The organism is Robertmurraya sp. DFI.2.37 (assembly GCF_029211245.1).
Lineage (GTDB): Bacteria > Bacillota > Bacilli > Bacillales > Cytobacillaceae > Robertmurraya > Robertmurraya methanolica_A.
Map to the genome: position 1 here is coordinate 74,867 of NZ_JARGEJ010000014.1, position 13,326 is coordinate 88,192.

Here is a 13,326-nt window from a genome sequence, read left to right on the forward strand (position 1 = left end):
ATTTCATATGAACACTTGCTGACTAGACAAACTAGAGGCAGGCTCTCCTTTAATAAATTATAAAGGGAGTCTGCCTTTTTGAATGGAAAAAGGAGGGTTATTCTATGAAAACCGCAATAACTTATGAGAATTGGCAGCCAATTTCCGCCCAGTTCGAAATTGATGAACCATTTAAAGGAGCGTACTCTGTACTTGAGTGGGCTTACGACATATATCCTGAAGAGAAAATCATTTACGCTTCTAGCTTTGGAGCTGAGGGAATTGTCTTAATTGACCTCATTCATCAAATAAAGCCTGATGCGCATATCGTTTTTTTAGATACGGATTTACATTTTCCTGAAACATACGATGTGATCGAAAAAATTGAAAAACGTTTTCCTGCATTACGAATTGAAAAAAAGAAACCTGCGCTCACTTTAGAACAACAAGCTGAAAAATATGGGACAGCATTGTGGAAACGAGAGCCGAACCAGTGCTGCCATGTCCGCAAAGTTGTACCGTTACGAGAAGCAATTGGAGAAAAAGAAGCATGGATATCAGGGCTAAGACGAGATCAATCCCCATCAAGAGCTAAGACTGAATTTCTTAATAAAGATGAAAAATTTAAAAATATAAAAATATGTCCGTTAATCCATTGGACGTGGGACGAAATTTGGGCATATATTAAAGCACATGAACTTCCATACAATGAATTGCACGATCATCATTACCCAAGTATTGGCTGTTTTCCATGTACACAACCAGTAGCAAATGAGGGTGATTCTAGAGCAGGCCGTTGGTCTGGTAGTAGCAAGACAGAGTGTGGACTTCACACAAGCTAGAGGAGGTTGGCACGATGGTGATCTTAGCCATTCTCATTGCATTATTTTTTGCCCTAAACATAGGAGCTTCAGGTGCAGCGGCATCGATGGGAATTGCCTATGGAACGGGTGTTGTAAAAAAGGGGATGGCATTGTTTCTATGTGCCATTGCAGTGTTTCTTGGTGCCTATTTAGGCGGGGGAGAAGTCGTAAAAACATTGGGTAGCGGTATCGTTCCAGGACATACGTTTACGGTTTCTGTTACAATCCTAGTTCTTCTTTCAGCCGCCTTGTCATTATTTTTAGCGAATATTTTAGGAATTCCACTTTCGACAAGTGAAGTTGTTGTAGGCGCAATTGTCGGAGTTGGGATTGTCTATCAATCTTTATTTTTCGATAAATTGGCATGGATCTTACTATTCTGGGTGTTGACTCCTTTTGTTGCCTTTATCATGGCAGTTGTTGCTGCCATGATTCTTAAAATAAAGAAAATAAAAAAATGGTTAGAGAAACCTTCAATCAGCCGGATCTTACCATTCATTGTAATAGCAATGGGAATGTTTGAAGCTTTTTCTGCAGGCATGAACAATGTTGCCAATGCCGTTGGGCCGTTAGTGGGAGCAGAAATACTTTCTATTCAATCAGGAATCTTTTGGGGCGGGCTTTTTGTTGCCTTAGGGGCGCTGATTCTCGGGAAACGGGTACTGGAAACGAACGGAAAAAAAATTACCAGCATACGTTTAGAAGATGGATGCATTATTTCTGGAACTGGAGCAAGCATTGTTATGGCAGCTTCCCTTTTTGGCATCCCCGTTCCGTTAACACAAATTACAACAAGCTCAATTATCGGCATTGGCTTTGTAAAAGATGGTATTAATGTCCTGAAAAAGAAGATCGTCATTCAACTATTAACCGTTTGGGTCGTGTCCCCCATTATTTCGATGGCGCTTTCTTACAGCCTTATTCAAATAATCATTGAAAAGAATTTCTATCCAATATTCTTGCTGGCGATGGCCCTTATACTGATCGTAGGCGGTGTGCTTGTTATGAAAAGAAAGTTTGTTTCCCTGCCAACTCAAACGAGTAAGGAAACATCTTTAACGGAAAAAAGTTAATTTTTTGGAAAGGATTGAGAAGATTGTCATTTTTACCAAATCCACATGGTGGAACATTAATTCAATTATATCATCCAACATTCGATCTAAAATCGATTGAGAGAGAAATTCCTATTGATGCCATTTCATTAAGTGACTTAGAACTAATAGGAAACGGACTCTTTAGTCCACTGACTGGTTTTCTTGGCAAAGAAGACTACGAATCAGTTGTAGAAAACATGCGGTTAGCAAATGGTACCATATGGTCCATTCCGATTACTTTACCGATTACAGCTGAGATCGCTCAAACTTTGATAAAAGGGGAAATGTATAAGCTGAACTTTGAAGGAGAGACATTCGGTGTTATTACTGTATCTGAGTGGTTTGAGCCAAATTTGCAAAAGGAAGCAGTTCAAGTCTATCGAACAGATGAAACTGCTCACCCTGGAGTTAAAAATCTCTATCAAAGAGGAAATATTTATGTTGCAGGAGATGTAATTCTCGTCAAAAAGCCTGATAAGGGCATCTTTACAGATGTTTGGTATGAACCGAAGGAAACCCGTGCACTTTTTGAAAAAAATGGTTGGAAAACAGTTGTTGGTTTTCAAACACGAAACCCTATTCATCGAGCGCATGAGTACATCCAAAAAGTCGCCTTGGAAACGGTAGACGGACTCTTTGTCAATCCACTTGTAGGAGAAACAAAAGCAGATGATATCCCCGCGGATATTCGCTTGAAGAGCTATCGTGTATTGCTCGATAACTATTATCCAAAGGAAAGGGTCCATCTCGGTGTCTATCCCGCTGCAATGAGATATGCAGGCCCGCGTGAAGCGATTTTCCATGCCATCGCTCGCAAGAACTTTGGTTGTACACATTTTATTGTTGGAAGGGATCATGCTGGAGTTGGTAATTATTACGGTACCTATGATGCACAGCTAATTTTTAATCAGTTCACAGAAGAAGAATTAGGAATAAAACCACTTTTCTTTGAACATAGCTTCTATTGTCAAAAATGTGAAGGAATGGCATCAGACAAAACCTGTCCGCATGGAAAAGAAGACCGGGTTATTCTTTCCGGAACAAAAGTTAGAGAAATGCTGCGCAATGGTGTTTTACCACCATCTACTTTTAGTAGAAAAGAAGTGATTCAAGTCCTAATCGATGGTCTTAAAGAAGCTACAACAGTGGCAGGAGGACGATAAACTTGAAAGCTAGTAATCTCACATGGCATCAAACAACCATAACGAAGCAGGAACGAAGAAGCCAGAATGGACATGGGAGTTGCGTCTTATGGTTTACCGGACTTTCTGGCTCTGGAAAATCAACGATTGCTAATGCGGTCTCAGGTGAGTTATTTCGCCATGGCATCAACGAATATGTTCTTGATGGTGATAATATTCGCCATGGACTCAATAAAGATCTAGGATTCAGTGAAGAAGATCGCACCGAAAATATTAGAAGAATTGGTGAGGTTGCCAAATTATTTGTCGATAGCGGGAAAATTGTTACTACTGCTTTTATTTCACCCTTTCAAGCGGATCGTGATCAAGTGCGCAAGCTTTTCGACGATGATGAATTTTTTGAAATTCATATTGACTGTCCCCTTGAAGAATGTGAGAAGCGAGATCCAAAACAGCTCTATGCAAAGGCGAGAAGGGGAGAAATTAAAGATTTCACAGGAATTAACTCTCCGTACGAGGCACCTGAAAACCCTGATCTAGTCATTCATACAAATCAATTATCGATTCAGGAATCGGTTGAGGCAATTATTCGCTTTTTACAGAAAAAAAATCTTTTATAGTCTAAGGAAGGATGAGGGGTCTATGGTTGGCAAAGTATATTTAGTTGGAGCTGGTCCAGGTGACCCTGATTTAATAACCGTAAAAGGTCTTCGCTATATAAAAGAAGCAGATGTCATTCTATATGACCGCTTAGTTAATCAAGAGCTTTTACAATATGCACGCAAGGATGCACAATTAATTTTTTGTGGAAAACAGCCGCACGCACATATAATGAAACAAGAGACGATAAATCACTTTCTTGTTAAATATGCCAAAAAGGGTCTGCAAGTAGTTCGCTTAAAAGGGGGAGACCCTTTTGTCTTTGGTCGTGGAGGCGAAGAAGCACAAACATGTATCCATAATCAAATTCCTTTTGAAATCGTTCCAGGAATAACAGCAGGGATCGGCGCTGCTGCCTACGCTGGGATCCCCGTAACTCATCGAACATTAAGCAAAAGCTTTGCTTTCATAACAGGTCATCAAGCTGGAGATAAAGCAGCAGAATTACAATGGAATCATTTGGCAAAAGGGGTAGATACACTTTGTATTTATATGGGGATCAGCCAACTTTCATTCATTGTTGAAAATTTAATTAAAAATGGAAAGAATAAAAATACTCCGATCGCCGTTATTCAATGGGGCACCTTATTGAAACAAAAAACAGTAATTGGAACTCTGGAAACAATTAGAGAAATTGTAAATAAAGAAAATATTATCAATCCAAGCATGATTGTCATTGGTGAAGTAGTGCGACTTAATCAACAATTAAATTGGTTTAATGCTGAGATGAACTCATTCGTTTCAGTAGCTGAGGGCTAAATCAACTTAGGGGGTGATTATCATGAAAGCCATTCTTTATGTAGGGCATGGAACCCGATCAAAAAGAGGAGCATTAGAAGCAAAGATGTTTATCGAAAGCATCATGAAAAAAATTCCGATACAAATACAAGAAATGAGCTTTCTTGAACTCACTTCTCCATCCATAGACAAAGGATTCCATCAGTGTATCGCGAGGGGAGCAACGGAAATTATGATCGTTCCAATCTTTCTTCTCTCTGCTGGACATATGAAAAAAGATATACCTGATGTGATATGTAGACTGAAAAAGAAATATCCAACCGTACAAGTCACAATTGGAAATGCGTTTGGGGTGCAAACGGAAATATTAGATGCACTAGCACAATTAATTTACTCGGCAGTACCAGATTTATCTGAAGAGGACGCTCTTTTAATTGTTGGAAGGGGTAGCAGTGATCGCGATATTCATCAAGCCTTTTTTAAAATTGAAGAAGGAATTTCGAAAAGGCTAAAAATCGCGGAAATTTCGACTTGTTATCTTGCGGCAGCAAAACCAACTTTTCAAGAAGGATTAGATGGCATGCTTGGTAAAAATAAAAAAAGGGTGATTGTCATTCCATATCTCCTATTCTCCGGTCTTCTTTTATCAGAAATAACCCATTGGTGTCAAAAATTCACACCTAAAATTGTTCAAGTTGAACCACTAAGTCGCCATGATGCAATCAAAAATATTGTCATTCGTTCCGTACTTGAAACGGAAAAAGTAACGGCACTCCATGCTTAGTGTAAAAATAGTTTTTACTTAAAGCTTTCCAATAACAATGGGGAGGCTTTTTCTTTTTTAGCGAGCGCTTTAAATTTCATGTAATTAAACTATGCCAGCCAGTTACCGATTAAGAAAGAGATCTGATGGAGAGGAGAAGCTCATTGCTACACCTGCTCAACAATTAGGAGTAACAGACACACATTGACCGATATAATTTATGTAAGGTAAATCATCCTATTTAAGAAATGGGATGAAGTTTTAAGGTTTTGTGGAAATTTATGCTAATATAATATATACTTCTAAACTACTAAGAAGCAGATTAGTGAAGCAAGAACTATGAGGTGTGAAATGAAAATATTTTTTAAATTATCTATCGGGTTTATTTTTGTTTTTATCATAACAGGGTGTATTGGTGAGAATTATGATTTCTCTCCTCCCGCAATTAATCTTTCTAGTAACAGCAACATTAAATCCGAGGAATTAGCAGAAGCAAATATTGATTGGCGTGGAGAAGATAATAACCTAATCGAAAAAGTAACAAATGACATTTTAGCGTTAGCAAAAAAACAACAACCAATATACTTTAAAACAGGGGAAAAAGTGGATATACTTTCTGAACACGCAGATTTCAAGACTGAAGGGGTTAATGTTTCGGTTTGGCAAAATGATAATACGTTAAATTTGCAAGCGGATGATATTTCCTTCTATTTACCAAAAGAAAAAGGCGAGTATGTGATTGAAGTAAATCTTCAAACTGATAGAGGCAATGCTCAATATGTTGGGAATCTTGTTCTTATTGAATAATTAAATGTATTTATAAAAACGGCATTAGAGCCTTAATCCAATGCCAAAATTTTTAACTTTATTTTTCCATGTTGTAGTATCCGTTTTTCTTAATGCTTCATCGTTCCTTTCGCAGGATTTGTTAGCTAATTCCCTAATTACTCTTCTTAGTTTACAAGAATTATCTAATCCAACAGCTTCATACTCACCACAAATTTTGTGAATTATTAAGTTTTTTTTCAACCTAAACCAGAATAACGACAAATCTCGAAATAATATTGCCATTGAAATAGCATCAGTAAGTTACGGGTGCATTTTTTTAGTTATAGTGTTAAATCTCTGCTAATTGTGGTCATAATTCTTGAGAAAATTGGTATGTTCTTTACCATTATCTCTCCTTCAGCCGAACCCGTTTTTCTTTTTAATCTTAGCAAAACTGATATTTCAGTAAATATCATTTTCAGTTCAAGAGTTGCTTTCATTAGAATGTATTCCTAGTTATAATCCGGATAATAAACGTTTCACCTGTAAACAAACTTTCTAAACAATTGCTTCAGTTGCTTCTACTAAACAGCGATTTTGCTCCTTTTTCAAAATTTAGTTAGAGCGGCAAATAGGGTTTTTTCCTTTAATGTAATGGCAGTATTATTGAAAAAGAAAACATATAATAAAGCCTATGTTTAGAAGAGGACGCTCCCTAAAATAGAGACGGGGAATTTCTAAAAATAATGGATGCCGCTTTTCAACAATAGGGATTGAGAAATTCACTTCCGTTCATCAAAAAAGATTTAATGAAGTTTTACACCCCGTTAATATTCCCCATATACGAACAGCTTAAAATAGAGTAAAACGACATAAAGGGGGATTACTCATGATTACAAAGTGGGCCCATCATCTGTATCGTTATGATTGCGGATTATTTCATTCGCTAAATTGTCTATTTGAGCGCAGGGCATTAAATATCTTCTTTAGCCGTATTACCTATTTTGGCGGAGCCACTTTTACAATCGCTTTCTGCCTTTTTATCATTCTATTCGCAGAATCCCCAGTAAAAATGTGGGGAATTGAAAGTGGGCTTGCTCTGCTGTTTAGCCATCTTGTCGTCATGCTAATTAAAAAAATTTATCCGCGAGAACGTCCTTATCTCTCGATTAAAGAAGCATTCGTTGATATCAATCCATTAAAGGATCACTCTTTTCCTTCCGGACATACAACAGCGATTTTTTCCGTCATTACTCCATTCATTATACATTTGCCAATCACTAGTCTCCTCCTATATCCAATTGGCTTTTGTGTAGGGGCATCGCGCGTCGTTTTAGGCCTGCATTATCCTTCAGATGTGTTAGCAGGTGCATTATTAGGTTCGATCTTTGCCATTTTAGCCGAATCGATTTTTTAAGGAGGGGAAACGCGCATGAAAATCGCCATCTTTACCGATACATTTACACCACAAGTTAATGGGGTCGCCTTAACGTTTCAACGCTTTGTCGATTATTTGGATGAAGTAGGGATCGAATATCGGTTATTTGTTCCAGACGGCCATGAAACAGATTTATTTTCCAACCAAATTTTCAGATTTACAAGTTATCAGTTTTTTCTATATCCTGAATGTCGCCTCGCCTTACCAAACATCATTCATATAAAAAAAGAACTTGAACAATTTCAACCGGATATCATTCATGTGGCGACTCCCTTTAATATTGGATTAGCCGGTATTTATTATGCGAAAAAACTTCAGATTCCCCTTGTGGGGTCATACCATACCCATTTTGATCGATATCTGCAATATTACGACTTACAATTTTTATCTAAATTCATATGGAAATACCTACGTTGGTTTCATCGTTCGTTTAAAAAAACTTTTGTTCCTTCTTATGAAACCAAAACGGAATTGATTAACAGAGGGTTTACAAATGTAGATATCTGGAGTAGAGGTGTGAATTGTTCTGTATTTCATCCCCATTTTTCTTCTACTCGCTTAAGAGAGCAATACAAAATAACAGAGCCATATATTTTAAGTTATGTAGGACGACTAGCACCTGAGAAAGATCTTGATGTCTTAATGGAAATCGCAAAGCGCTTGCCTTCTCATATCCAAAATAAAGTACATTGGATAATAGCTGGGAACGGGCCGCTGTATGAGGAACTACAAGAACAGAAGCTAGCAAATATGACATTTACAGGCTATATCAAGGGAGAGAGCTTAGCAGAGCTTTATGCAGCTTCTGATCTGTTTGTTTTTCCTTCAAGTACTGAGACTTTCGGAAATGTTGTGCTAGAATCTTTTGCTTGTGGAACTCCAGTCGTTGGAGCTAAAGCTGGCGGAGTTCAAGAAATCATTGAAGATGGACGCACAGGAAAACTATGCCAACCAGGAAATATAACCGAGTTTGTTGAAAGCATCACTGAACTAGTAAATAAGCAATCTACTCTAAAATTAATGGGCCTGGAAGCAAGAAATTATGCATTAGGGCAATCATGGGAAAGAATATTTTCGGATCTTTTAATACAGTACGAAGGCGTTATTACAGAGACAGAAACTAAGCGCATGATTGCAAATTTATAATTGGAGGGGTCATTTTGGAGAAGAGGGCAATTGCGATAATCGGAACTGGCTATGTTGGTTTAGTTACTGCTGTATCTCTAGCAGAACTCGGACATAACGTCATCTGTGTTGATATTGATAAAGAGAAGATCAACCTTTTAATGGCTGGGAAATCCCCTATATATGAGCCTGGATTAGAGCCATTATTAATGCAAAATTTAAAAAGCGGACGACTCTCTTTTACGTGGAATCATCGCCAAGCCATTCAAAATGCAGATATTATTTATCTCGCAGTGGGGACCCCATCATTGCAGGATGGTTCCGTCGACCTTTCCTATCTGATGGAAGCCGCCAAAGAAATCAGTCTCTCAGCCCATGATGATATCGTTGTTGTCACGAAAAGTACTGTTCCCGTCGGTACGAGTGAAATGGTAAAGAAATATATCGAAAAGCATGCGGTACAGCCAATTAATGTCCACGTTGTCTCCAATCCAGAATTTCTTCGAGAAGGGCAAGCACTTCAAGATACATTTCACGCAGACCGGATCGTCATCGGTGCTGATGATGACGTTGGTGCTAAAATCTTAATGGAATTATATGAACCGATGCATCTGAACATTATTCGCACTGACTTAAGAAGCGCAGAACTAATTAAATATGCCTCCAATGCATTTTTAGCGACGAAGATTAGCTTTATTAATGAAATTGCCAACATTTGCGAAAAATTAAACGCCAATATTGATGATGTTGCTCGAGGAATGGGCAGTGACTCAAGAATCGGAACGCAATTTTTAAAAGCTGGAATCGGCTATGGCGGCTCATGCTTTCCGAAAGATACGAATGCATTAATGCAAATCGCTGGGAATTTAAGTCATCAATTCGAACTTCTTGAAGCTGTTATACATGTAAATAATCGGCAACAATCACTACTTTTTGAAAAAGCGAAAACGAGATTTACAGAACTTAATCATTTAAAAATAGCACTTCTTGGCCTTTCTTTTAAACCAAACACAGATGATATGAGGGAATCACCAGCGCTACCATTGGCAAACAAACTTGTTCAAGAAGGGGCAAAGGTAACAGCATTCGACCCTGTCGCGTTTGAAAAGGGGAAAAAGCTGCTTCCAGAAGAAGTGGAGGTTACCGCCGATATCCGCCACGCCCTCCAAGATGCGGATCTCGCCTTTATCATTACCGATTGGGATGTTATTAAGGATTTCCCTTTAGCCTTATATGAAAAATTAATGAAAAGGCCCGTTATCTTTGATGGACGTAATTGTTATCCGCTTAACAAGATTTCCCAGTATGCAATTGAATATCACTCCATCGGAAGACAAGTGATTCATGGCATAAGAAATTTTCATCTAAACAGTATGTATATATAGTAATTATTAACATAGCAGCTGTTTAGTTATAAGAAAGAGGAAATAAAGAAACGTTTTTTATGGCCTTAGAGAACGAGATTGTTGCAAACATCCCATCTATGTTAATATCTAAAGTGAATAATAATCATAAAACTTTAAAAAGTAGGGATATCAATGGTTGCAAAAAATAAAGAGGATTTTAACGGATTAAAAATAATTGGTGAAATCTGTGGAGCCATTCGAGATGAATTAGTCCATTGGACGAAACCCGGAATTACTACCAAAGAGCTAGATGAAATTGCGAGAAAGATGTTTGAAAAAGCAGGAGCCCAATCTGCCCCAAAAAGTGAATACGATTTTCCTGGATATACGTGCATCAGCATAAATAAAGAAGTAGCCCACGGAATTCCGAAGAGGAAACGGACCATTCAAGAAGGTGACATCGTAAATATTGATGTTTCAGGTTCAAAAAATGGATATTTCGCAGATACGGGAATTTCCTTTGTAGTGGGGGAAGGAGAGCCAATTCTACACAAAATATGTGACGTTGCTAAAGAAGCATTCTATGCTGGTTTAAAGAAAGCAAAGCCAGGTTCAAAAAAAAGCACACTGGGAAAAGCTGCACACAATGTAGCAAAACAGCATGGCTTAACAGTCATTAAAAATCTTACTGGACATGGTGTCGGGCGTTCGATTCATGAAGAGCCAAAACATATTTTTAATTACTTTACCCGATGGAATGACGAGATTTTAAAAGATGGTATAGTAATTGCCTTTGAACCTATGATCTCTACTTTTGAAGAGGAAGTTTTTCAATCAGAAGATGGATGGACTCTTTTAACAGATAAAAGCTTTGTCGCTCAATACGAACATACCGTTATTCTAACCAAGGAAGGACCAATTATTACTACATTGTAAAAGCCATAATACGCCAATTGATTGCTTTAACGAAGCTACAATAACGCCTCATCGTTCAAAATTACTCTATTAGTATGAGCATTTAACGTAGTAAATCCACCAATTTTCTAACATACATAGCTTTTCTTTTTGTTGGATCGTCATATATCAAGTGATTTAATTTAAGTCATTCTATAAGAAAGAGCGTCTTGATATGAATGATTCAATTAAGAAAACTTAGTGTTTTCTTCCAGTGGTACTTTTTTCGTTTCATAAGTAAGGATCAAGTATCGCAACAACCGTTGACAGAATGTGCCAACTTGCCTATCAATAAAACTTTAGACAACTTTAATAACCAAATTGTTTTTTCGGGTAGTAGACAATCTCATTTGAAAAACACCAGTACTCATCGTTTCAATGTTAACGGGAAAATCGGTAATCAATTGTATTCATACTTTTCTCCTACCAGATAAGTAATCTTTTATACCGTAAAAAAGCACTCTTCTTAAAAGAATGAGTGCTTTTATCATTTATGATGCTTGCTGTTCTTGAACCGGATGACTTGCTTTTTTTCGAGGGGCAATATGGAAAATGATATTCAACACGATTGCTGTTAAACTTCCAATAACAATGCCATTGCTTGTTAAAATATGAATTCCTTCTGGAAGATTGCTAAAAATAGCGGGAACCGTTGTGACACCGAGCCCCATTCCAATGGAACACGCAACAATTAATAGATTCTCTTGAGAATTAAAATCAATCCTACTAAGCATTTTGATTCCTGCTGCAATCACCATACCGAACATAGCAACCATTGCTCCACCGAGCACAGAGGTTGGAATAACCGTTGTGAATGCACCTATTTTGGGAATAAGACCAAGCAAGATCAGAATGAGACCTGCTGTGTATATAACATTAATTCTTTTAACTCCAGAGAGCTGGAGCAAGCCAACATTTTGTGAATAGGTTGTATACGGGAATGCATTAAATAAGCCTCCTAAAACAATCGCTAAGCCTTCTGCACGATATCCTTTCGATAAATCCTTTTCAGTAATTTTTTTCTCAGTAATTTCACCTAACACAAAATAGACGCCTGAGGATTCTACAAGACTGATAATAGCGACAATCGTCATCGTCAAAATAGCAGACCATTCAAAAGTCGGCATTCCAAAATAAAACGGTGTTGGCAAATGCACCCATGAAGCTTCGGCAACTTCACTAAAATCAACCATGCCGGTTACGTAAGCAACAACTGTACCTGCTAACAGCCCGATTAAGATTGAGATGGAGCGGACAAATCCTCTCGTAAAGCGATACAACAGTAAAATGAATAATAAAGTAGAAAAGGCAAGGGAAATATTTGTCAGTGAGCCATAATCAGCACTTCCTTCACCACCAGCAATATTATTCATCGCTACTGGGATAAGAGTGATACCGATAATTGTTACAACAGAGCCAGTTACTACCGGTGGAAAAAATTTAACCAATTTACTAAAAATAGTTGATATTAAAATGACAATTAAACCTGATACTAAAATAGCTCCATAAATTGCGGAAATTCCATGTTCTCCACCAATAGCAATCATAGGAGCGACTGCGGTAAATGTACATCCGAGTACAACCGGCAAGCCAATTCCGAAAAAACGATTTTTCCAAACCTGCAAAAGGGTTGCAACCCCACACATTAAAATATCAATTGATACTAAATAAGTAAGCTGCTCACCTGTTAATCCTAGTGCACCTCCGACAATAATCGGTACAATCACTGCTCCAGCATACATCGCCAAAACATGCTGAATCCCTAATGATGTTGTTTTAAACAAATTCTTATCCATTATAGCGCTGCCTCCACTTCGTCCAAAAATTGCACGCCGTCTTCAAGAGAACTTATTCTAGCAAGAGATTCGACTCGAAAGCCTTTTTCTCTAAGTAGGCTGCCACCATTTTGGAATGATTTTTCAATCACAATCCCAATACCTGCGACTTCTGCACCCGAAGCTTTGACAATATTGACTAAACCTAATGCTGCCTGACCGTTAGCGAGAAAATCATCAATAATTAAGACACGGTCATCTTGCGTTAAAAATTGATTAGAAACAGAAATCTCGTTTGTTTCATTTTTTGTAAACGAGTGCACGCTCGCAGTGAGTAAATCATTAACTAGTGTCAGTGACTTTCTTTTGCGAGCAAAAACGACAGGAACCTCTAATTCTAAAGCGGCCATTAAGCCTGGTGCAATTCCGGAAGACTCGATCGTCAACACTTTAGTAATATTTTCTTCCTTAAAACGGTTGGCAAATTCCTTTCCAACTTCCGCCATCAATCGAGGGTCAATTTGATGGTTTAAAAAAGAATCAACTTTTAAAACTTGTGAAGAAAGTACTCTTCCTTCAAACCTAATCTTGTCTTTTAATGTTTTCATCATTTTCCTCCTTATGGCATTGGCTTTTTAAAACAGAATGGTTGATAAAGTGATTTTGGATCATTGCGTATGA

13 protein-coding genes are annotated in these 13,326 nt (G+C 37.8%); 11 read left to right on the top strand and 2 right to left on the bottom strand.

What is annotated here, in order from left to right; all coding sequences use genetic code 11:
* Positions 1–104 precede the first annotated feature (104 nt).
* The 11 genes from PZE06_RS10060 to map all read left to right on the top strand — a co-directional run bounded on the left by PZE06_RS10060 (position 105) and on the right by map (position 10,852).
* On the top strand, positions 105–821 hold the full coding sequence (locus PZE06_RS10060) for a phosphoadenylyl-sulfate reductase (protein WP_150915555.1): 717 nt from the start codon (positions 105–107) through the stop codon (positions 819–821).
* Between the two features lie 14 nt (positions 822–835).
* Complete coding sequence (locus PZE06_RS10065) at positions 836–1,915, top strand: sulfate permease (RefSeq protein ID WP_150915556.1); 1,080 nt, start codon at positions 836–838, stop codon at positions 1,913–1,915.
* A gap of 23 nt (positions 1,916–1,938) precedes the next feature.
* Entirely contained in the window at positions 1,939–3,099 is a 1,161-nt protein-coding gene (gene sat / locus PZE06_RS10070; RefSeq protein WP_150915557.1) for a sulfate adenylyltransferase, read from the top strand.
* 2 nt (positions 3,100–3,101) lie between these two features.
* Positions 3,102–3,698: an adenylyl-sulfate kinase gene (cysC, locus tag PZE06_RS10075; RefSeq protein ID WP_150915558.1), complete on the top strand. Its 597-nt coding sequence runs from the start codon at positions 3,102–3,104 to the stop codon at positions 3,696–3,698.
* 22 nt (positions 3,699–3,720) lie between these two features.
* A complete protein-coding gene (gene cobA, locus PZE06_RS10080; RefSeq protein WP_150915559.1) occupies positions 3,721–4,497 on the top strand; it encodes a uroporphyrinogen-III C-methyltransferase in 777 nt (258 codons plus the stop codon).
* 22 nt (positions 4,498–4,519) lie between these two features.
* Complete coding sequence (locus PZE06_RS10085) at positions 4,520–5,260, top strand: sirohydrochlorin chelatase (RefSeq protein WP_150915560.1); 741 nt, start codon at positions 4,520–4,522, stop codon at positions 5,258–5,260.
* Positions 5,261–5,590: 330 nt separating this feature from the next.
* Positions 5,591–6,046 (top strand): hypothetical protein, encoded by a 456-nt coding sequence (locus PZE06_RS10090; RefSeq protein ID WP_150915561.1) that lies wholly within the window; start codon positions 5,591–5,593, stop codon positions 6,044–6,046.
* An 850-nt stretch (positions 6,047–6,896) separates the two neighbouring features.
* Complete coding sequence (locus PZE06_RS10095) at positions 6,897–7,424, top strand: phosphatase PAP2 family protein (RefSeq protein WP_150915562.1); 528 nt, start codon at positions 6,897–6,899, stop codon at positions 7,422–7,424.
* Positions 7,425–7,439: 15 nt separating this feature from the next.
* A complete protein-coding gene (locus PZE06_RS10100; protein ID WP_150915563.1) occupies positions 7,440–8,591 on the top strand; it encodes a glycosyltransferase family 4 protein in 1,152 nt (383 codons plus the stop codon).
* Positions 8,592–8,605: 14 nt separating this feature from the next.
* The gene (locus PZE06_RS10105; RefSeq protein WP_150915564.1) at positions 8,606–9,955 is read left to right on the top strand and encodes a UDP-glucose dehydrogenase family protein; all 1,350 of its coding nucleotides are present in this window, start codon (positions 8,606–8,608) and stop codon (positions 9,953–9,955) included.
* A gap of 153 nt (positions 9,956–10,108) precedes the next feature.
* Positions 10,109–10,852: a type I methionyl aminopeptidase gene (map, locus tag PZE06_RS10110; protein WP_150915565.1), complete on the top strand. Its 744-nt coding sequence runs from the start codon at positions 10,109–10,111 to the stop codon at positions 10,850–10,852.
* A gap of 509 nt (positions 10,853–11,361) precedes the next feature.
* Here map and PZE06_RS10115 read toward each other — a convergent pair.
* Positions 11,362–12,666, bottom strand: coding sequence for a nucleobase:cation symporter-2 family protein (locus PZE06_RS10115; protein WP_150915566.1), 1,305 nt, complete (start codon positions 12,664–12,666; stop codon positions 11,362–11,364).
* Positions 12,666–13,253, bottom strand: coding sequence for a xanthine phosphoribosyltransferase (locus tag PZE06_RS10120; protein ID WP_150915567.1), 588 nt, complete (start codon positions 13,251–13,253; stop codon positions 12,666–12,668). Before PZE06_RS10120 ends, PZE06_RS10115 begins: the two co-directional genes overlap by 1 nt.
* Positions 13,254–13,326: the final 73 nt, after the last annotated feature.